The 20,364-nt window shown below is 72.1% G+C and carries 19 protein-coding genes and 1 riboswitch; of the genes, 9 read left to right on the top strand and 10 right to left on the bottom strand.

Translation table 11 applies throughout. The features are described 5' to 3' along the window. Positions 1-28: 28 nt before the first annotated feature. The gene (locus AB0I67_RS36570) at positions 29-847 is read right to left on the bottom strand and encodes a nuclease-related domain-containing protein (RefSeq protein ID WP_357933565.1); all 819 of its coding nucleotides are present in this window, start codon (positions 845-847) and stop codon (positions 29-31) included. 144 nt (positions 848-991) lie between these two features. Between AB0I67_RS36570 and AB0I67_RS36575 the strand changes: the two genes are divergently transcribed. Genes AB0I67_RS36575 through AB0I67_RS36585 form a run of 3 tightly spaced genes read left to right on the top strand, consistent with a single transcriptional unit; the run spans position 992 to position 3,152 of the window. After that, entirely contained in the window at positions 992-2,404 is a 1,413-nt protein-coding gene (locus tag AB0I67_RS36575; RefSeq protein ID WP_357933568.1) for an amidase, read from the top strand. Positions 2,405-2,450: 46 nt separating this feature from the next. Further along, on the top strand, positions 2,451-2,741 hold the full coding sequence (locus AB0I67_RS36580; RefSeq protein ID WP_357933570.1) for a hypothetical protein: 291 nt from the start codon (positions 2,451-2,453) through the stop codon (positions 2,739-2,741). 48 nt (positions 2,742-2,789) lie between these two features. Further along, the gene (locus AB0I67_RS36585; RefSeq protein ID WP_357933573.1) at positions 2,790-3,152 is read left to right on the top strand and encodes a TPM domain-containing protein; all 363 of its coding nucleotides are present in this window, start codon (positions 2,790-2,792) and stop codon (positions 3,150-3,152) included. 73 nt (positions 3,153-3,225) lie between these two features. On the opposite strand, the gene AB0I67_RS36590 is transcribed toward AB0I67_RS36585, so the two are convergent. The 3 genes from AB0I67_RS36590 to pepN all read right to left on the bottom strand — a co-directional run bounded on the left by AB0I67_RS36590 (position 3,226) and on the right by pepN (position 8,021). Continuing rightward, a complete protein-coding gene (locus tag AB0I67_RS36590; protein ID WP_357933575.1) occupies positions 3,226-4,170 on the bottom strand; it encodes a hypothetical protein in 945 nt (314 codons plus the stop codon). A 33-nt stretch (positions 4,171-4,203) separates the two neighbouring features. Further along, positions 4,204-5,448, bottom strand: a complete 1,245-nt coding sequence (locus AB0I67_RS36595) for a serine/threonine-protein kinase (RefSeq protein ID WP_357933578.1) — start codon at positions 5,446-5,448, stop codon at positions 4,204-4,206. A 68-nt stretch (positions 5,449-5,516) separates the two neighbouring features. Continuing rightward, positions 5,517-8,021, bottom strand: a complete 2,505-nt coding sequence (gene pepN / locus AB0I67_RS36600) for an aminopeptidase N (protein WP_357933580.1) — start codon at positions 8,019-8,021, stop codon at positions 5,517-5,519. Positions 8,022-8,081: 60 nt separating this feature from the next. Between pepN and AB0I67_RS36605 the strand changes: the two genes are divergently transcribed. Both AB0I67_RS36605 and AB0I67_RS36610 read left to right on the top strand, forming a co-directional pair. Next, entirely contained in the window at positions 8,082-8,702 is a 621-nt protein-coding gene (locus tag AB0I67_RS36605) for a DsbA family protein (RefSeq protein WP_357933583.1), read from the top strand. Between the two features lie 93 nt (positions 8,703-8,795). Continuing rightward, positions 8,796-10,199, top strand: coding sequence for an aldehyde dehydrogenase family protein (locus AB0I67_RS36610; protein WP_357933586.1), 1,404 nt, complete (start codon positions 8,796-8,798; stop codon positions 10,197-10,199). 15 nt (positions 10,200-10,214) lie between these two features. Here AB0I67_RS36610 and def read toward each other — a convergent pair whose 3' ends face one another. Beyond that, positions 10,215-10,700, bottom strand: a complete 486-nt coding sequence (gene def / locus AB0I67_RS36615; RefSeq protein WP_357933589.1) for a peptide deformylase — start codon at positions 10,698-10,700, stop codon at positions 10,215-10,217. Between the two features lie 67 nt (positions 10,701-10,767). On the opposite strand from def, the gene AB0I67_RS36620 reads away from it, so the two are divergent. Beyond that, entirely contained in the window at positions 10,768-11,241 is a 474-nt protein-coding gene (locus AB0I67_RS36620; protein WP_357933592.1) for a ribose-5-phosphate isomerase, read from the top strand. A 4-nt stretch (positions 11,242-11,245) separates the two neighbouring features. On the opposite strand, the gene AB0I67_RS36625 is transcribed toward AB0I67_RS36620, so the two are convergent. Next, entirely contained in the window at positions 11,246-11,401 is a 156-nt protein-coding gene (locus tag AB0I67_RS36625; protein WP_357933595.1) for a hypothetical protein, read from the bottom strand. Positions 11,402-11,408: 7 nt separating this feature from the next. Further along, positions 11,409-12,635: a GNAT family N-acetyltransferase gene (locus AB0I67_RS36630; RefSeq protein WP_357933598.1), complete on the bottom strand. Its 1,227-nt coding sequence runs from the start codon at positions 12,633-12,635 to the stop codon at positions 11,409-11,411. Positions 12,636-12,752: 117 nt separating this feature from the next. Between AB0I67_RS36630 and AB0I67_RS36635 the strand changes: the two genes are divergently transcribed. Together AB0I67_RS36635 and lanKC are read left to right on the top strand one after the other, a co-directional pair. After that, positions 12,753-13,868: a PP2C family protein-serine/threonine phosphatase gene (locus AB0I67_RS36635; RefSeq protein ID WP_357933601.1), complete on the top strand. Its 1,116-nt coding sequence runs from the start codon at positions 12,753-12,755 to the stop codon at positions 13,866-13,868. A 121-nt stretch (positions 13,869-13,989) separates the two neighbouring features. After that, on the top strand, positions 13,990-16,410 hold the full coding sequence (gene lanKC / locus AB0I67_RS36640; protein WP_357933603.1) for a class III lanthionine synthetase LanKC: 2,421 nt from the start codon (positions 13,990-13,992) through the stop codon (positions 16,408-16,410). Positions 16,411-16,609: 199 nt separating this feature from the next. On the opposite strand, the gene AB0I67_RS36645 is transcribed toward lanKC, so the two are convergent. Next, the gene (locus tag AB0I67_RS36645; RefSeq protein WP_357933606.1) at positions 16,610-17,227 is read right to left on the bottom strand and encodes a response regulator transcription factor; all 618 of its coding nucleotides are present in this window, start codon (positions 17,225-17,227) and stop codon (positions 16,610-16,612) included. Positions 17,228-17,348: 121 nt separating this feature from the next. Between AB0I67_RS36645 and AB0I67_RS36650 the strand changes: the two genes are divergently transcribed. Next, entirely contained in the window at positions 17,349-18,662 is a 1,314-nt protein-coding gene (locus tag AB0I67_RS36650; protein ID WP_357933609.1) for a site-2 protease family protein, read from the top strand. A 2-nt stretch (positions 18,663-18,664) separates the two neighbouring features. Here AB0I67_RS36650 and AB0I67_RS36655 read toward each other — a convergent pair whose 3' ends face one another. Further along, a complete protein-coding gene (locus tag AB0I67_RS36655; RefSeq protein ID WP_357933612.1) occupies positions 18,665-19,159 on the bottom strand; it encodes a DinB family protein in 495 nt (164 codons plus the stop codon). Positions 19,160-19,259: 100 nt separating this feature from the next. Next, complete coding sequence (locus AB0I67_RS36660; protein ID WP_357933614.1) at positions 19,260-20,204, bottom strand: hypothetical protein; 945 nt, start codon at positions 20,202-20,204, stop codon at positions 19,260-19,262. A gap of 3 nt (positions 20,205-20,207) precedes the next feature. Then, positions 20,208-20,344: riboswitch (cyclic di-AMP (ydaO/yuaA leader) on the bottom strand. Positions 20,345-20,364 lie beyond the last annotated feature (20 nt).

Below are 20,364 nucleotides of genomic sequence, written 5' to 3' on the forward strand. Positions count from 1 at the left end.
CGAGTCCGGGATGGGAGACGATCAGGGCTCAGGCGTCGCCGTACCTCGGCGGAAGCACCTGCGCGGCGATCTCGTAGAGGCGGTCGATCTCCTCCTGCGTGAGCGCCTTGTCCCGCTTGGAGATCCACTTGCGGGCCCGGCCGCCCTCGTAGACGTCGACGCCGCGGATGTTCATGATCTTCCACGGCACCGGCGGCCCGTAGATGGCCAGGGAGGGCACCACCGCGATCTGCTTGCCGTACAGCTCGGAGATGTGCTTGCTCGCCTCGGCCGCCTCCATGTGGGCCTCTTTGAGCCGGTCCTTCTTGTCGAAAGGGCCGTGGAAGAGCTTCTTGCCCATCTGCACGCGGATCGGCAGGCGCTTGTCCCACTTCTCCGAGTCCACCGCGTACACCCCGGTGGGCCCGATGACCAGGTGGTCGATCTGGGCCTCGGTGCCCGGGATGGCCCGGGCGTGCAGGGTGCGGTAGCCGCTGCGCTCCAGCTTGCGGAGCTGCGCCTCGGTGCGCCGTTCTGCGACGGACGAGCGCCGCCAGGCGGGGACGGAGGAGGAGTTTCGCGCGCGGTAGACGGTGTCGGCGATGGCGGCCAGCACGCCCGCGGTGACGCCCGCCTGCCAGGAGCCGGCCAGGAAGCCGACGGCCACGCCCACGGCGACGGCCAGGAGCAGCCGGTTGCGCAGGCGTTTGAAGCGGGGCTGGCGCAGAAGCGCCTGGACGTTGGCGCGCTCCACCGGGGCAAAGGCGGGCTCCGGCTCCTCCGGCTCGGGCCTCGGCGCTTCGGGCCGGTCGCTCACCCAGATCGGTGACGCAGTGTGACCATCGTCTCGCTGCTTGGCGGAATCCACGTAACTCACCGTAGCTCTTGGTCTCCGCGACTGCCTAGTCATGACCCGTCCATAGTTTTATGGCCCAGGTCAATGGATACGTTGCCGGATTTCCGGGTATCTACCCTTTTCCTCTCTAGACAAGTCGGGCTACTGTCCGGTGACGTGGCGCACCTCCATGATCTCACCGCGATCGAGCAGGCGGAAGCCGTGCGACGGCGGGAAATCTCACCAGTTGAGATCGTTCGGCACTACCTGGAGCGCATCGAGCGGCTTGATCCGCAGGTGGGCGCCTATGTCACGGTCACCGCCGAACGAGCGCTCGACGAGGCCCGCGCCCTGGAGCGCGGCGAGCCCGACGGCCCCCTCTACGGCGTGCCCATCCCGGTCAAGGACCTCAACCTGGTCAAGGACGTGCCGATCCGCTTCGGCTCGGCCACCTACGAGGACTTCGTCGCGCCCGTCGACGACACCGTCGTCGAACGGCTGCGCGAGGCCGGCACGGTCATGCTCGGCAAGACCGCCACCCCCGAGTTCGGCCTGCCCTGCTACACCGAGACCTACGTCTCCCCGCCGAGCCGCAGCGCCTGGGACCTGACCCGCTCGGCCGGCGGCTCCAGCGGGGGAGCGGCGGCCGCGGTCGCCGCCGGACTCGCCCCCGCCGCGCACGGCAGCGACGGCGCCGGCTCCATCCGCATCCCCGCCTCCGTCTGCGGCCTGTTCGGCATCAAGCCCACCCGCGGCCGGATCAGCTTCGCACCGATCGTCCCCGACCTCGCCGGCATGTCCACCAACGGGCCGCTCGCCCGCACCGTCGCCGACGCCGCCGCGCTGCTCGACGTCATGACGCACAACACCCCCGGCGACCTCTACCTCGCCCCGCCGGTCGAGGGCGGCTTCCTGGAGGCCGCGCGGCGCGAACCCGGCCGGCTGCGCATCGCCCGCTACGCCACCCCGGTCGTGCCCGAGGCCGAGGTCGAGCCCGACGTCCTGGCCGCCTACGAGGAGGCCGCCAAGACCCTCGCCGGGCTCGGGCACGAGATCGTCGACATCGCGCCGCCGTTCACCGCCGACGTCGTGCCGCAGTTCGTGACCCTCTGGTACACCTTCGCGTGCATGCACCCGGTCGCGCTCGACAAGCACGACCGGCTCCGGCCGCTCACCGCCTTCCTGCGCGAGCGCGGCCACGCCGTACGCGCGCCCGACTTCCTCCAGGCGCAGGCGGCGCTCCAGCTCGCCACCCGGTTCGCCCTGCACGTCACCAACGCCTACGACGCCGTCCTCACCCCCACCGTGACCCAGACGCCGCGCCCGGTCGGCTGGTTCGAGGAGGGCGGCGACCCGCAGGAGACCTTCGAGCGGATGAAGCGCTTCGCCGCCTTCCCGGCCATCTACAACGTCACCGGCCAGCCCGCGGTCAACCTGCCGCTGCACTGGACCCCGGCCGGGCTGCCGGTCGGCGTCATGCTGGCCGGCCGCGTCGGTGAGGAGGCCACGCTCATCTCGCTGTCGGCCCAGGTGGAGGCCGCCCGCGGCGGCTTCTGGGGAACCCGCCGCCCGGAGATCTGGAGCGCCTGACCCCTGGGGTCTGGTACGGCAGGCCGCGCGGGATTACCGTCGAAGTGTGGACAGCGCCATCGAGATCCTCGGCTTTCTCATCGGCACCTCCCTCGGCCTGTTCCTGCTGATCAGCCTGGTCGTGCTGATCCCGGGCCGGTCCCGGGGACGGAAGGTCGCCTCCGGCGTGGTCTGGCTGGGCGGCCCGGGCGGCAGCGAGCACGGGGTGAGCACCTCGGGGCTGGTCCTGGCCGACCGCACCGCGCACTGGGCGACGATCTCGCAGACCGACTGGGCGCAGGCCGCCGAGACGGCCGAACCGGGCCGGCACGCCGGCGGCGCGTCAGCGGGCTGGTGAGCGGCCCATGACCGGGACACCGGACGGCCGGAGGGGGAGGCAGCACGCATGCGCACTCTGACCATGGCCCAGGCCGACGACCTGCGCCACGCCATCCAGGCCGCCGAGCGCCGCAGCCGGCTGCGCTTCGGCGTCTACCTGGGCCCGCCGGTGGGCGGGCGGCGGCACTTCGCCGAGAAGCTGCACGCCGCGCTCGGCGCCGAGGCCGGTGACGCGGTCGTGGTCTTCGTGGACGTGCGGGGGCGGGCCCTGGAGATCGTCACCGGGGAGGCGGCCCGCCGCCGGCTGCCGGACGGCTCCTGCCGCCTGGTGGCCATGTCGATGGCCACCGCCTTCAGCGTCGGCGACCTGGTGGGCGGCCTGCTCTACGGCGTCAGCGCCCTCGCCGACCACGCCGAAACCCGCCACTGACCCCCACCGCCAGACCCCGCTTCCGACCTCTGCCCCTGCCACCTGGGGACCTCAACCGTGCGGCGGGGACGGCTCATTCGACGAGCAGCTTCTCCACATGCCCGCTGACATCGCGCAGCAGCGTAGAAGGCACGATCGGCGCGTCGGCGATCGCCGACACCAGCGACGGCAACCCCGGCAACGGATACCCGTCCTCCGTCAGCGCCGCCGCACCCACCGGGTTCTTGTCCAGCGCGCTCCGGCTACGGTCCCACGCCTCCAGGACCTCCTCCGGCGACGGCACCCCGAACCCGTGCCCCACCGGCGCGGCATGGCGGAGCCGTACCAGCGGGGTGTCCGCGAAGGCCAGCGCACTCCGCGCCCGCACGGACAGGGACTCACGCGCCTGGGACGGCACCCAGTCCAGCACCGTGCACGGCCGACGGCAGGTGGCCACGCAGACGCCGAGGGCACCGGCGACCTGGCTGTGCTGGCGGTCGAAGTAGGCCCGCCAGCCCTCGGCCGGCTCGTGCGCGACCCGGAGCGTGCGGTTGGTCGCCGACTGCTCGGCCTTGGTGTGGTCGCACTCGCGGTCGCCGATCACCCCGAAGCGGCTGCCGGGCGCGCTCAGCCCCTCCGGCCAGCGCGCCGGGTCGCCCGCGTGCCCCAGCACCGGCTCGTAGGCCAGCAGCGGCAGGTATTCGCTGGCGATGTGCACCGCGGCGATCAGCGGCGACAGTTCGCGCCGCTCCCACCGGATCGCGATCACCTCCAGCAGCAGCGCGTAGACCGGCCGGAGCGATTCGAGCGCGCCCCTGGGCTGCTCGCGCGGAGTCTGCGGCATGCTGCACGCCCGGGCCCGCCGCCTCAGGTCGGCCGGGACGGCCCGCGCCTCGGCGGCGAAGTCCTCGGCGTCCAGGGAGAGCAGCCGCTGCCCGAACTCGCAGACGTCGGCGATCTCCGTGGTGGGGCCGAGCGCCCCCAGGTCGGCGAAGGCGTAGCGCCGGGCCAGAGCCACCAGCAGATCCCGAGTCGTCATCACCCGGAACACTCTAGAAGACGGCGCCGACATCTAGCCCGACGCGCCGGGTGCGGGCGTCTCCACCGGCAGGCTCTGGTGGCTCGGCTCGGGGCTCGAGGTGGGCTCCGGGGTCGGCTCGGGCGTGGGTTCCGGCGTCGGCTCGGGGGTCGGCTCCGGGGTGGGCTCGGCGCTGGTCGGCGGCGGGGTCGGCGTCGCCGGGTCGGTCGGCAGCCAGGTGGGCGGCGCGCTCGGCCCGCCGGTGGCGCCCGGCGTCTGGGTGGGCTTGCGCCCGTTCGGGCTGACGCGCTGCTTGGCCGGCTGCAGCGGCTGCAGGCTGGCCGGCGGCTGCTCCTGCCCGCTGGGCACGACCTCGGTGGGCTGGCCGGGCAGCCGCGTCGCCGACAGCGGCGGCCACAGGTGCAGCGAGCCGGCGATCCCGGCGGAGGCCAGCAGCGCGGCGGCGATGGTCGCCGCGACCGTGAACACCGGCCGGCGCTGCCGCAGCGGCAGCACGGCGTCGGGCTCGAGGGCCCGGCGGGCCGCCTCGGCCATCGCCGCCGCGCTCGGCCAGCGCTTGGCCGGGTCCTTGGCCATCGCCCGCGCCACCACGTGCCGGGGCCCGGGCGGCACGCCGGCCGGCAGCTCGGGCACGGGCGCGTTGAGATGCTTGAAGATGATCTGGACCGGGGTGTCCCCCTCGTACGGCAGGCGCCCGGTCAGGCACTCGAAGGCCACCACGCCCAGCGCGTACACGTCCACCGCGGGCGTGATCGTGCTGGCCGTCGCCTGCTCCGGCGCGCAGTACCCCGCCGAGCACAACATCTGCCCGGTCGCGGTGAGCTGCCCGGCCGTGGCTGAGTGCGCGATGCCGAAGTCGGTCAGCACCACCCGGCCGTCCGGCCTGATCATGAGGTTGCCCGGCTTGACGTCCCGGTGCACGATGCCCTGCTCGTGCGCGGCGTGCAGCGCGTCGGCCACCTCGGCCACCAGCCGCATGGCCGCCTCGGGCCCGAGGGCCGTGCGCTCCAGGAGCTGATCGAGGGACTCGCCCTCGACCAGCTCCATCACGAGGAAGCTGACCCGGTCGGTGCCGTAGTCGTAGACGTCCACCACGCCCGGATGGTTGAGCGTGGCCATCGCCCTGGCCTCGTTGAGGAAGCGCTGGGTGGAGGCGGGATTGTGGGTCAGCACCTTCACCGCGACCGTGCGGCCGAGCAGGGTGTCGTCGGCACGCCAGACCTCGCCCATCCCGCCACCGCCGATGCGGCTGGTCAGAAGGTAGCGTCCACTGAGCAAGGTCCGGTCCCCGAGCACTCGAAGAGGCTAACACCGCATTCCGTGCTCGGGTGCCTACTCCACGTGACTCAGCCCGCGTCGGTGGCCCGGTTGCGGAGCGCGCGGCGCACGCCGTCGGCTCCTTCCAGGATCATCCGGCGCAGCGCCTGGGGCACGTCGCCGTCCGCCAGGAACGCCTCGGCCGCCGTCAGGGTCTCCTCCTCGATCAGCAGCGCCGGGAAGCAGCCGTTGGCGAAACGGGAGGCCGAGTCGAACGTCCAGTCGCGGTAGACGCGGCCCACCTCGGCGAAGTACTTGGCCCGGTAGGGCTCCAGCAGCTCGACGTGGTGCGGCTCCTGGAAGCCGCCGATGGTCGCGCGCAGCGTGGTGCCCGCCGACTCCGACTCCAGGATGGTCTCCCACGCCGCGGCCTTGGCCTCGGCGCTCGGGATCGCGGCCCGGCAGATGGTCGCCGAGCGCTCTCCGGAGGCCGTGGCGTCGCGCTTGAGCTCGGCGGCGATGTCCGCCTCGCCCAGCCGCTCGCCGACGACCAGCGCCCTGGTCAGCGTCCAGCGCAGGTCGGCGTCGACCGCGAGCCCCGCCGGTACGGCCGAGCCGTCCAGGATGGCGGCCAGCAGGTCGAGGTCGGCCTCGGAGGTCGCCACCTGCGCGAAGGCGTTGAGATAGGCGAGCTGGTGGTCCGAGCCGGGCTCGGCGCCGGCCAGCAGCTCACGCAGCGCGTCGGCCTGCAGCGCCAGGCCCTCGGCCGCCCACGCCGGGTCGGCGAACTGCTGGGTGGCCATCCGCGCCTGGTTGAGCAGCGCCTGCACGATGGTGATGTCCTTGACCGCGCCCACCCCGGCGGTGACCAGGCGGACGTAGTCGCGGGCGCGCATCTCGCCGTCGCGGGTCATGTCCCAGGCCGCCGACCAGCACAACGCCGCGGGCAGCGAGGAGTCGAAGCGGCTGACGCCGCCCTCGACCAGCGTGCGCAGCGAGCGCTCGTCCAGGCGGATCTTGGCGTAGGTGAGGTCGTCGTCGTTGAGCAGCACAAGGTCGGGCTGCTCGACGCCGATCAGTTCCGGTACCGGCGTGCGCGGGCCGACCACGTCGAGCTCGACGCGCTTGACCCGCTCGCCGCCGCTGTAGAGGCCGATGGCGATGCGGTGCGAGCGCAGTGTCGGGTAGTCGGCCGGGGCCTCCTGCAGCACGGCGAACTCGGTGAAGCGGCCCTCGGCGTCGACGCTGAAGGACGGGCGCAGCGTGTTGACCCACGAGGTCTCCAGCCACTCCTTCGACCATGAGGACAGGTCGCGGCCGGAGGTGCGCTCCAGCGCCGACAGCAGGTCCTGCAACGTGGTGTTGCCCCAGGCGTGCTCGGCGAAGTAGTCGCGCACCCCGGCCAGGAAGTTGTCCAGCCCGACGTAGGCGACGAGCTGCTTGAGGACCGAGGCGCCCTTGGCGTAGGTGATGCCGTCGAAGTTGACCTCGACCGCCTGCATGTCGACGATGTCGGCGGCGATCGGGTGGGTGGAGGGCAGCTGGTCCTGGCGGTAGGCCCAGGTCTTCTCCACGTTCGCGAACGTCGTCCAGGCGCCCTGGCCCCAGCGGGTGGCCTCAGCCTGGCACAGCACCGAGGCGTAGGTGGCGAACGACTCGTTCAGCCACAGGTCGTCCCACCAGCGCATGGTGACCAGGTCGCCGAACCACATGTGCGCCATCTCGTGCAGGATCGTCTCCGCGCGCCGCTCGACGATCGCGTCGGTGACGCGGGAGCGGAAGACGTAGTCCTCCAGGAAGGTGACGCAGCCGGCGTTCTCCATCGCGCCGGCGTTGAACTCCGGCACGAACAACTGGTCGTACTTGGCGAACGGGTAGCGCACGCCGAAGACCCGGTGGAAGAAGTCGAAGCCCTGCCGCGTCACCTCGAACAGGTTGTCGGCGTCGAGGTGCTCGGCCAGCGAGGCGCGGCAGTACAGGCCCAGCGGGATGCCGTCGTGCTCGGAACGCACCTCGTGGTACGGGCCGGCGCACAGCGCGGTGATGTAGGTCGAGATGCGCGGCGTCGGCTCGAAGCGCCACGTGGTGCCCTCGCGCACGGCGGGCGAGTTGGAGATGCACAGCCACTCTTCGGGCGCGTGCACGGTCAGCTCGAAGACGGCCTTCAGGTCGGGCTGGTCGAAGCAGGCGTACATGCGGTGGGCGTCGGCGGTCTCGAACTGGCTGTGCAGGTAGACCTTCTTGTCCACCGGGTCGACGAAGCGGTGCAGGCCCTCGCCGGTGCGCATGTAGGCGCACTCGCCCTCGATCAGCAGCTCGTTGCCGGCGGCGATCGACGGCAGCGGCAACCGGCCGGCGGCCGCGTCGTAGGTGCTCACGTCGAGCTCGACGCCGTTGAGCACGGCGCGGCGCACGGTGGCGCCGTGCAGGTCGATGAAGGTGGAGGCGCCCGGCTCCAGGCCGGTGAAGCGGACCGTGGTCACGCTGTCGAAGCGGTCCTCGCCCACCCTCAGGTCGAGCTCCACCGCGTAGGACTCGACCGCCAGCAGCCGGGCGCGCTCACGCGCCTCCGCCCGGGTCAGGTTGCCTGCCAAGATCCGCTCCTGTTGTCGTTCATGGAATATCGCTGTTCACATCAAAGGTTATGGCCAGACATGACTGTCAAGACTCCCGTGGATCTGTGGTTCGATCCTTTCTGTCCCTACGCCTGGATCACGTCACGATGGCTCATCGAAGTCGAGAAGGTCCGCCCGATCGAGATCCGGTGGAACATCATGAGCCTCAACGTCCTGAACGAGGACAAGGAAGTGCCCCAGGAGTACCGCGACATGATCGCCCTGGCGATCGAGCCGGTCCGCGTGGCCGCCGCGGCCGAGGAGCAGGCCGGTCAGGCCGGGCTCGCCGCCTTCTACACCGAGTTCGGCACCCGCTGGCACAACCAGCGCCGCAACGCCGATCGCGCCGGGCTGCCCGCGGTGCTGGAGGAGGCGCTGGAGGCCGCCGGGCTCGACCCCGCCCTGGCCGGTGCGGCCAAGGAGGAGCGCCACGACGAGAAGATCCGCAAGTCGCACTTCGACGGCATCGAGCGCGTCGGCCAGGAGGTCGGCACCCCGGTGATCGCCGTGGACGGCACCGCCTTCTTCGGCCCGGTCATCACGCGCATCATCCGCGGCGAGGACGCCGGCCGGCTGTGGGACGGCGTGCTGACGGTCTCCTCCTTCGAGCACTTCTACGAGCTGAAGCGGTCGCGGACCACTGAGCCCGACTTCTCCTGATCTCCGCCCTCGTGCGAGGGCTTGCCGTACCCTGCTGGCAGGGCGATGTGCGAGCCCTCGCAATGTCACGCCCGGCACGCAAGGATGGGGGCCATGCGTCAGCTCTATATCGACGGGGCGTGGATCGCCTCGGTCTCCGGTGAAGGTATAGACGTCGTCAACCCGGCGACCGAGGAGATCATCGACCGGGTGCCGGCGGGCGCCCCGCAGGACGTGGACGCGGCCGTGCGCGCCGCCCGCGCCGCCTTCCCCGCCTGGTCCGGTACGGCTCCCGCCGCGCGCGGCAAGATCCTGGCCACCGCCGCCGACCTCCTGCGCGAGCGCGCACCCGAGCTGGCCAAGCTGATCGCCACCGACATGGGCGCGCCCTACGCCTTCGCGCTGAAGGTCCAGGCCCAGCTCCCCGCCACCGTGCTGGCCGGCTACGCCGAGCTCGCCGAGACGCACCCGCGCGAACGGCGCGTGGGCACCTCCCTGGTGGTCAAGGAGCCGGTCGGCGTCGTCGCCGCCATCACTCCCTGGAACTACCCGCTGCACCAGATCGTCTGCAAGCTCGCTCCGGCCCTGGCCGCGGGCTGCACGGTCGTGCTCAAGCCCAGCGAGGTGGCTCCGCTGGCCGCCTACGCGCTGGCCGGCATCCTGCACGAGGCCGGCCTGCCGGCGGGCGTGTTCAACCTGGTCAGCGGGCGCGGCCCGGTCGTGGGCGAGGCGCTCGCCGCCCATCCGGGCGTCGACCTGGTCTCCTTCACCGGCTCCAGCGCCGCCGGGCGGCGGGTGGCCGCGCTGGCCGCCGAGACGGTCAAGCGCGTCACGCTGGAGCTGGGCGGCAAGTCGGCGAGCCTCATCCTGCCCGACGCCGACCTGGCCACCGCGGTCAAGGTGAGCGTGGCCGGCGCCTTCGTCAACTCCGGCCAGACCTGCTCGGCGCTGTCGCGCATGCTGGTACACCGCGACGTCTACGACCAGGCCGTGCGCCTGGCCGCCGAGGCGGCCGCCAAGTACACCGTGGGCGACCCCTTCGCCGAAGGGGTACGGCTGGGCCCCCTGGTCTCGGCGCAGCAGCGCGACCGCGTGGTCCGCTACATCAACCGCGGCCAGGAGGAGGGCGCCCGGCTGATCACCGGCGGCACCGACAGCCCCTTCGAGCGCGGCTTCTACGTCGAGCCCACCGTCTTCGCCGGCGTCGAGCCGGGCATGACGATCGAGCAGGAGGAGATCTTCGGCCCGGTGCTGTCGATCGTCCCCTACATGAACGAGGACCAGGCCGTCGCCATCGCGGACGGCACGCCGTACGGGCTGGCCGGCGCCGTCTGGGCGGGCAGCGAGGAGCGGGCCGTCGCGGTGGCGCGGCGGCTGCGCACCGGGCAGGTCGCGATCAACGGCGGCTCGTTCAACCCGCAGGCGCCCTTCGGCGGCTACAAGCAGTCGGGCATCGGGCGCGAACTGGGCGTGGAAGGCCTGGAGGAGTTCTTCGAGACCAAGTCGCTGCAGTTCTGAGCCGGTGGCCGTCGCCTAGGCCCGGAGCATGATCTTCCGGGCTTCGGGCTTGGGCAGGTGGTCGAGGTAGAGCGTGCCGTCGAGGTGGTCGTTCTCGTGCTGGAAGCAGCGGGCCAGCAGGCCGCGGGCCCGGATCCGCAGCGGCCGCCCCAGCCGGTCGAACCCGGTGATCGTCACACCGGAGGCGCGCGGCGTCGAGGCGTAGATCGGCTTGCCGCTGTCGCGGCCCGGCACCGACAGGCAGCCCTCGTGGTCGAGGACCTCCTCGGCGTCGTCGACGGTCAGCGCCGGGTTGATCAGGTGGCCCTTGCGCCCGCTGCAGTCGTAGACGAACAGCCGGCGCGACACGCCGATCTGCGGCCCGGCCAGCCCGACGCCGTCGGCGGCGTACATGACCTCGAACATCTCGTCGATCAGCCGGCGCAGCTCGCGGTCGAAGTCGACCACGGGCTCGGCGGGGGTGCGCAGGACCGGGTCGCCGATCGTGCGGATGTCGCGCATGTTCGCTCCTGTAAGGGCCTGATTGGGCTGGCACCACTTACTCTAGCCATTGTGAAAGACTGGCCGCGTGCGCGTGTACATCGGTGCCGATCATGCGGCCTATGAGCTCAAGAACCACCTCGTCTCCTGGCTGAAGGAGCACGGTCACGAGGTGACCGACTGCGGTCCCTTCGTCTACGACGCCGAGGACGACTACCCGGCCTTCGTGCTGCGGGCCGCCGAGGGCGTCTCGGGCGACCCCGGCAGCCTCGGCGTGGTGCTGGGCGGTTCCGGCAACGGCGAGCAGATCGCCGCCAACAAGGTGCGCGGCATCCGCGCCGCCCTGGCCTGGAACGACGACACCGCCAAGCTCGCCCGCGAGCACAACAACGCCAACGTCATCAGCGTCGGCGCGCGCCAGCACACCGAGGAGGAGGCCACCCGCTTCGTGGAGCTCTTCCTCGCCACCCCGTTCTCCGGCGCCGAGCGGCACAGCCGCCGCATCGCGCAGCTCGCCAGCTACGAGACCATCGGCCAGCTCCCGGCGCTACCGGAGCACTAGAGCCTCACTCCTGGGCCGGGCGGCCCTTGCGCGCGGGCTTGGGGGCCTCGTCGCGCAGGGGCCTGCGGTCGGCCGCGTCCTGCTGTTCGTCGCTGGGCCTGGAGACGTCCCGGGCCCGCATCGCGATCACCGCGGTGATCTGCAGACTCTGCAGTGCCATATCCCGATTAGAACACGTTGCCCGCCCACGGCTTCGGGTTCCAGCTCATCGCCGCGGCCAGCGCCCGTACGGCTCCCGCCGTATGCTCGCGCACCAGACCCGCGTCGAGCTGCGCCGACAGCGCGCCCGCGCCCAGGTAGGCGCCGCCCAGCGAGGCCACCGGCAGGGCGAGGTCGGCCTCCTCCTCGGTCGGCTTGACCTCGGCGCCCGAGGCGTCGGCGGTCAGCCGCCAGCGGCGCGCGTTCCACGGGCAGACGTCGTCGCCCACCTCGACCACCACGTCCACCGGCGCGGCGTAGGCGCGCGAGGACAGCGCCCGCTGCACGTCGACCACGCGCACCCACAGCTCGTCGCCCCAGCGGGCGTGGAGCTGGCGCGGGTCGGCCAGGAGCTGGGTGATCGGGTCGTCGATCGGCCGGCCCCAGGCGACGACCTTGGTGACCAGGTCGCGGTCGAGCACGCCGCGCCACAGCAGCGCGTGGGCGGCCGGGTCGAGCGCGTACAGCTCGTTCAGCCGCAGCTCGCCGTCGGCCAGGCCGTCGTTCCAGGTGGGGTTGACGCGGAACAGCGCGTACCCGCGCACACCGCGCTCGTCCTCCGCGATCAGGCAGCGGAGCTGGCCGGCGCCGTGCCGGTCGAACTCCTCGTCGGCCAGCACGCCGACCCAGAAGTTCTCCGACCGCTCGTACTGGCCGGGCCGGCTGGTGACCTGGGCGTCGTAGACCTGCTTGAGGTCCGTGCGCCGCTCGGCCGGCTTGGCCACGGTCAGCCGCAGCGCCGGGTCCTGCGGGGCGCTGCGCACGAAGGCCGACTTGTGGGTGTCGATGCGGAAGGTGAGGTCGTCGGCGGCCCTGCCGTACCCGAAGCGGCCGTAGATGACCGACTCGGAGGCGTAGAGGGCGGCGATCGGCTCGCCCCGCTCGTAGACGTCGTTGAGCTGGCGGTGCATCAGGGAGGTCAGCACGCCGCGGCGGCGGTGCGAGGGCAGCACGCTCACGGCGGTGACGCCCGCGGTGGGCAACTGCCCGCCCGGCACGGTCATGGTGAAGGAGTGGATGCCGGTGACGCCCGCGACGACCGGCCCGTCGAAGGCCGCCAGCGTGCGGTCGAATTCCGTGCCCGCCTTCCAGCGGGCGAGCTGCTCGGGGGTGCCGCTCCAGCCGAAGCCCTCGGACAGGACGTCGGAGAAGGCCGGCCACTCGGCCTCGGTGATCGGGCGAATCGGGTACGTCATCCATCCACCGTATGAGGGCCAAACGCGGACGGCCACCCAATAACGCTGCTTAACGATCAAGGCGTTGGTCAAGTGGGCTGCCCAAAGCAGCAGTCGCCCGATACAGTCGAGCGCATCATGAGTTCCCGTCCGGCGCCGCTGATCCCGCCACGGCTCCGCGCGTTCCTCGTGCGGGTGCCGCTGCTGGTGCCGATCGTGCGCTTCCTGCGGCGGGGACCGCTGGCCCGCGACCGCAACCTGCTGATCACGCTCAGCCTGGTCGCGCTGCTCATCGGCGTGCTGGCCGCCCGGGTCGACATCGAGCTCTTCTCCCCGGCGCTGCTCATCCCGATCGTCCTCATCGGCGGCCTGCAACTGCGGCTGCGCAGCCTCGCCAAGCTGCTCGGCGCGGTGGTCGTGGCGCTGGGCTACGTCACCGTCATGCGCGGCTGGCACGGCGTCGGCGTCGGCCTGCTGGCCACCATCGGCTTCACCACGGTCCTGGCCGCGCTCATGGCCCGCGTGCGCGGCAAGCTCGGCGTGCAGGGCCTGCGCGGCGACGCGATGCTCCTGGAGCTGCGCGACCGGCTCAAGCGGCAGAGCGAGCTGCCCGCGCTGCCCAAGGCCTGGGGCGGCAAGGTCGTGCTCAAGCAGGCCGGCGGCTCCTCCTTCGGCGGCGACTTCGTCGTCTCCATGCGTGACGGCGACAAGGTGGAGATCGCCCTGGTCGACGTCTCCGGCAAGGGCGTCGACGCCGGCACCCGCGCGCTGCTGCTGTCGGGCACCTTCGGCGGCCTGCTCGGCTCGGTCACCGACTTCCTGCCCGCCTGCAACACCTACCTGCACCGGCAGAAGGGCGACGAGGGCTTCGTCACCGCCGTGCACGTCCGGCTCGACCTGGCCACAGGTGAGTACACCATCACCTCGGCGGGACACCCGCCCGTGGTCAAGTTCGACTCCGGCACCGGCAACTGGCAGATCGCCTCCGCCAAGGGCGTCGTCCTGGGCGTCGTGCCCGACCTGCACTGCGAGCCCGACAGCGGGGTCCTGCGCAAGGGCGACGCGCTGCTGCTCTACACCGACGGGCTGATCGAGCAGCCCGGCCGCGACATCGACGCCGGGCTCGACAAGCTGCTGGGCGAGGCCGAGCGGCTGCTGCCCTCCGGCTTCCGCGACGGCGCCCGGCCGCTGGTCAACGCGATGTCGTCCGGCCACAACGACGACTGCGCGCTCGTCCTCATCTGGCGCCCCTGACAAACCTCACGGGTCACCCCGTGTATCTGGGCATGCGCGGAACGTGCATCAGGTCACTGGCCCGTGCCGCCCGCCGCCTGCGATTCTCGTGGGGACAACAGGCCGGAAGGGGGTGAGTTCGGTGGATGGCCGACATGCGATGTACTGCCTGGCGGACCCGCTCTTCTACGACACCCCCGCCGGCGACTTCGACCTGGCGGTACGGCAGGCGCCCCCGTCCTGGAGCCGGCGCGAGCAGGACGACTGGATCGTCTACCGCCCGCCCGCCCCCACGCTGCCCGACCAGGGCTGGAAGATCCACGTCTCCGCGGGCCTCGACAACGCCGAGGCCGTCCTGGAGAAGGTCTGGGCCTATTGCGTGGCCAACGAGGTGCCCTTCAAGGTGGTGCGTGCCCGGCACCTGCTGCACCTGCGCAACGCCGAGCACGCCGAGCGCGGCTCCAGCGGCAAGCTGGCCGCCCTCTATCCGGCCGACGAGGCGCAGCTCGAACGCATCTGCACCGAACTGGCCGCCGAGCTCGACGGCGAGCACGGGCCGTCCATCCTGAGCGACCTGCGCATCGGCGACGGGCCGCTGTACGTCCGCTACGGCGCCATCGCCGAGCGCTACTGCACCGGACCGGACGGCCGCGTCGAGCGGGCCGTGGCCCGGCCGGACGGCACGCTGGTGCCCGACTCGCGCAGCCCGGTCTTCGCGCCGCCGCCCTGGGTGCACCTGCCGCACTTCCTCGAACCGCATCTGGCCGCCCGGCGCAACGCCACCTTCGACGGCGTGCCGTACACGGTGGAGGCGGTGGTGCGCTTCACCAACGGCGGCGGCATCTACCACGGCGTCGACCGCAGGACCGGCCGGCAGGTCGTGCTCAAGGAGGCCAGGCCGCACGCCGGCCTCGACGCGGAGGGCCGCGACGCGCTGGCCCGGCTCGACCGGGAGCGGGCGGCCCTGGAGCGGCTGGCGGGGCTGGCGTCGGTGCCGGCGCTGCTGGGCGAGTTCACCGTCGCCGACCACCGGTTCATGGTCACCGAGCACGTGCCGGCCCGGCCGCTGGACGAGGTGGTGATCGAGCGGCACCCGCTGCTCGGCCGCGCCGACAGCGCCGAGGCCCGGGCCGCCTACGCGAGCTGGGCGATGGACCTGTGCGTCAAGGTCGAGGCGGCCGTCGCCGACGTGCACCGGCGCGGCCTGGCCTTCGGCGCCGAGCCGCACGCGGGACACGTCCGGGTGCGCCCCGACGGCGAGGTCATGCTGACCGGGTTCGAGGGCGCGGGCGAGCTCGACGCCGGGCTGGAGCAGGATCGGTACGCGCTGGCCTGCCTGCGGCTGGCGCTGTTCCTGCCGCTCACCGAGCTCTTCGCGCTCGACCGGCTCAAGGCGGTCGAGCTGGCCGAGGTGATCCGCGCCGGTTTCCCGGTGCCCGGCGGCTTCCTCGACGACGCGGTGCGGACCATCACCGGCGACCGCACGGTCCGGCACCTGGCCGCCTGGCACTCCGCGACGCTGCCCGACCCCGAACGCTGGCCGCGGCTGCGCCGCTCGCTGGCCAAGGCCATCCTCGACTCGGCCACGCCCGAGCGTGACGACCGGCTCTTCCCCGGCGGCATCGAGCAGTTCACCACCGGCGGGCTCAACCTGGCCCACGGCGCGGCCGGCGTGCTGCACGCGCTCGCCGTCACCGGCGCGGGCCGCTTCCCCGAGTACGAGCGGTGGCTGGCCGAGCGGGCCGTCCGACCCGGCCAGCGGCTCGGCTTCTACGACGGCCTGCACGGCATCGCGCACGTGCTGGCCGGCTTCGGCGACCACGCCCGCGCGCTCGACCTGGTGGCGACGGCCTGCCGCGAACGCTGGGAGGACCTCGGCCTGGGCCTGCACTCGGGCCTGTCCGGGATCGGGCTCAACCTGCTGCACCTGGCCGAGGTCACCGGCGTGGCCGACCTGCACACCCGCGCCCTCAAGGTGGTGGACGTGGTCGCCTCCCGGCTGGAGCGGGAGAACTTCCCCGGCCCCGGCCTGCTGCACGGCGCCACCGGACCGGCGTTGCTGCTGCTCCGGGCCGGCGAGTACGACCTGGCCGAACGCGCGCTCCGGCTCGACCTGGCCCGTTGCCGCGGCCTCGCCACCCCGCCCGGTCTCGGCTGCGGCGCCGCCGGGACGGCGTGGGTGCTGGAGGAGTTCCTGACCCACCGGCCCGGCGTCGAGCTCGAAGCCGCCCGGACCGTCCTCGACCGGGCCGCCCGGCCGGCCTTCTCCCTGCTGCCCGGCCTGTTCAACGGCCGGGCCGGCACGCTCGCCTACCTGGCCCGGCGGCCGGACGACCCCGGCGTGGAGGAGCAGCTCCAGGGCCTCGGCTGGCACGCGGTGCGCTACCGCGCCGACCTGGCCTTCCCCGGCGAAGGGCTGACCCGGCTGTCCATGGACCTGGCGACCGGCAGCGCCGGGGTCCTTCTGGCCGTCGGCGCCGCCCTGCACGACGAGCGCGTCAGCCTCCCGCTGATGCTCTCGCCACCGTCACCCCAGACTCATGGGGACACCGCGATCCACTGAGGTGTCCCCAGCAGAATCCGGGTCCCGGGAGAGCGGCGCGGTTCTCCCGGGGCTCGGTCCCACCGTCGCTGGTGGAGGTCATGGCCATCGTGGGGGAGGTCGTGGTCGCCGCCAGTGCCGAAGAGGTCCTCGGCGCCGGCCCGGCCCCCCGTGCCACCCCGGCGCCGAGGACCCCCGAACGGGTTCGCCCGTGGCGGGCTCAGAGCCAGCCGGAGTCGCTGGCGATCCGGACCGCGTCGAGCCGGTTGCGGGCCCCGGTCTTGCACATGATGCGCGACAGGTGGTTCCTGACCGTGCCGACCGACAGGAAGAGCGCGTCGGCGATCTCGATCGACCGCGCGCCCCGGGCGGCGATGCGCAACACGTCGAGCTCGCGCCTGGTCAGCGGGTTGTCGGCGGACTCCAGCGCGGCGATGGCCAGGTCGGGCTCGACCGCCCGCCGCCCGGCCACCACCTGGCGGATGCCCTCGGCGAGCTGCTCGGGGGCGACGTCGAGGCTGAGGAAGCCCGCGGCGCGGGCCGCGAACGCTCGCCGTACCAGGCCGGGGTTGGGGTGGGCGGCCAGGATGAGCGCCCGGCACCAGGGCGCCTTCTCGTGCAGCCGCTCGACGGCGGCCAGGCCGTCGACGCCGGGCAGATCCAGATCGATCACGGCCGCGTCGGGGTGGAGGGCCAGCGCGGTCGGCACCACGTCCTCGCCGGTGCCGACGTCGGCCACGACCTGCAGGTCCAGCTCCGCTTCGAGCGAGGCGACCAGGCCCCGCCGCACCAGCGGAAGGTGCTCGGCGACCAGGATCCGGATCAACGTGCTCCCCACATGTCCCAGGGTGATCGTGCGACTGCGCACTGTCAACGAAGTCTGTCGAGTCGGCAAAGGGTGCGCAAGCGGTTCAGTCATGGCGACTTCGACTAGTCTGAGGGCCAACGGGAGGGTGTGCATGGACTTGTTGATCTTCCTGGCGGGGATTGTCATCGTCCTCGTCGGGCTCATGGTGTCGATCGGGCTGCACGAGATCGGGCACCTGCTCCCCGCCAAGCTCTTCGGCGTGAAGGTCACCCAGTACATGGTCGGCTTCGGGCCGACGCTGTGGTCGAAGCGGCGTGGCGAGACGGAGTACGGGATCAAGTGGCTGCCGTTCGGCGGCTACATCCGCATGATCGGCATGCTCCCGCCCCGCCCCGGCGACGACCCCGCCAAGCTCCGGCGCAGCTCCACCGGGCCGTTCCAGGCCCTCGTCGAGCAGGCCCGCGACCTGGCCCAGGAGGAGGTGCGGCCGGGCGACGAGGACCGCGTGTTCTACCGCAAGAAGTGGTGGCAGAAGGTCGTCATCATGTCCGGCGGCCCGCTGACCAACATCGTGCTGGCCTTCATCCTCTTCGGCGTGATCTTCATGGGCTTCGGCGTCGCCACCGCCAAGCCGGTGGTGGCCGAGATGCCGCAGTGCGTCATCCCGACCGCCGAGCTCACGAAGAACCCCAACCGCCAGTGCACCCCGGCCGACGCCAAGACCCCCGCGATCCTGGCCGGCCTGCAGCCCGGCGACAGGATCGTCGCCTTCAACGGCCGCCCGATCAGCGCCTGGGAGGAGATCCAGGGCAACATCAGGAGCGCCGGAGCCGCCCAGGTCACCCTCGGCATCGAGCGGGCCGGGCAGCGCCAGGACCTCAAGGTCAACCTGATCGCCCAGGAGATGCCCAAGCTCGACGACGCCAAGAAGACCGAGGTCGTCGGCTACCTGGGCGTCAAGCCGCAGGCGGTCGTCGAGCGGCAGAGCATCGGCTACACCGTCAGCGAGATGGGCGGCATGATCGCCCGCGTCGGCGAGTCGCTGGTCAACCTGCCCAACCGCATGGTCGGCGTCTGGCACGCGGCCTTCTCCGGCGAGGAGCGCGACCCCAACGGGCCGATCGGCGTGGTCGGCATCGGCCGCATCGGCGGCGAGATCGCCACCCTCGACACCCCGATCGAGAACAAGCTGCTCTTCTACGTCAACCTGATCGCCATGTTCAACCTGGCGGTCGGCATGTTCAACCTGATCCCGCTGCTCCCGCTGGACGGCGGCCACATCGCGGGCGGCCTGTGGGAGGGGCTCAAGCGCGGCTTCGCGAGGATCACGCGCCGGCCCGAGCCCGCCCACGTCGACGTGGCCAAGGTCCTGCCGCTGACCTACGCCCTGGCGTTCCTGATGATGTTCATGGCCGGTCTGCTGGTCTACGCCGACCTGGTCAACCCGGTCCGCCTGGCGGGCTGAGGCTACTCGCCGGTGGCCCCGTCGATCCGCTCGCGCAGCAGGTCGGCGTGGCCGTTGTGGCGGGCGTACTCCTCGATCATGTGCACCACGATCCAGCGCACGGTGAACCGGTCGCCGTCGTGGGCGACCACGTCGTCGAGGGCGCGCTCGGCGAGGATCTTCCTGGACCGGGCGATCTCCTCCTGCCAGGCGGCGAAGGCCGCCTCGTAGGTGTCGGAGGCGGCCTCGTGGAAGGCGGCGTCCCGGTCGTCCTCGCGCCAGTGCCGGGCCCGGGCGTCCTCGCCGGCGATCACCCGCCGGAACCAGCCGCGCTCCACGTCGGCCAGGTGCCGCAGCAGGCCCAGGAGGGACATGGAGGAGGGCTCGACGGCGGGGGTGGCGAGTTGCTCGTCGGTCAGGCCGGAGCACTTCCAGGCCAGGGTCTCGCGCTGGTAGTCGAGGAAACCGGTCAGGGTCTCGGCTTCGGGGGCGACATGGGGAGGCTCAGTACGTTGCATAGTCCCCCATTTGTACCGGTTTGCAGGGGGCGATGCTGTACCGGTTTGCAGGGGGCGATGCGCCCGGGCCTCCGCGCCAGATGCCCGGGCGCACCACGTCTCAGAGCATCGAGATGTGCACGTGGTCGTAATGGTTGGCGGTGATGCTGCCACGGTCGGACATGGCCCGCCAGCCCGAACCCTGGTTGATCCGCTGCTTCCAGATCACGTACTTGACGCCCAGCTTGTCCATGTTCTTGATCGCCCACGCGGCGACCTGGTCGCCGAGCGCGTTGCCGGCGTTGGAGGGCATGGCGCCGCCGCTGCTCATCATGAAGTCGCAGGCCCGGCCGAGCGGGTGCTCGCCGCTGTCGTCCACGCGGTAGCAGCCGACGGTGTACTGCAGGTTGAAGTTCTTCTGGATCTCCGCCCGCATCAGCCGCGTGCGCGGGGTGATGTTGTCCGACCCGCTGGGCAGCTCGGGCGCGAAGGAGCCGTCGGAGCGGCGGCCCGTGCCGTACGGGACGAGCTCCACGAGCTTCTTCTTGATGTCGGAGATGAGCTTCTCCGCCTCGTCGCGCTGGGCGGCGAGCTCGGTGCTCTCCTTCTTGATCGTGACCGCCAGCGTCGAGGCCTGGTCGGCGGCGAGCTTCTTGGCGTCCCGCGTGGCCTGCACGCCCTGGATGGCCGCCTGCTGCTGGTCGGTCACCGCGTCGAAGACGGCGGCGCCGACGGCGTCGGTCGGCATGAAGGGCGGCAGCGAGCCGTTGTTCTGGTACTGGATCTCGGCGAGCTGGGTGATGAGCTTCTCGGCCTCGGCGAGCTGCGCCTCGGCCTGGGCCAGCCGGGCCTTGGCCGCCTTCTCCGCACTCTGGGCCTTGCCCAGCGAGACGCGCTTGGCGTTGTAGGCCTCGATGAGCTTGTCGGCCTTCTTGTTCAGCTTCACCAGCTCGGCGCGGAGCTCCGGCTCGGTGGGCTTGGGCGCGGCGACGGCGGGGAACGTGCCGAAGGTGAGTGCGACCGCGGTGAGAATCCCCGCGGTGACCATCGCGGACTTGGCCGCCACGAACCTTCCTCTCCTTCTGCCGGCCGGGTTAGCTGACGGGTTCGGGCAGGAGATGCCCTACCACCGAAGTGGATTCACCCCAGGGTGCGATGGGTCCCCGGCTCCCGGGCGACGCGCCCGGGATTAGGCGTGCGACGGCTGTGACAGCCGTTGCGAGAGG

It is taken from the genome of Nonomuraea sp. NPDC050310, from assembly GCF_040655795.1.
GTDB lineage: Bacteria > Actinomycetota > Actinomycetes > Streptosporangiales > Streptosporangiaceae > Nonomuraea.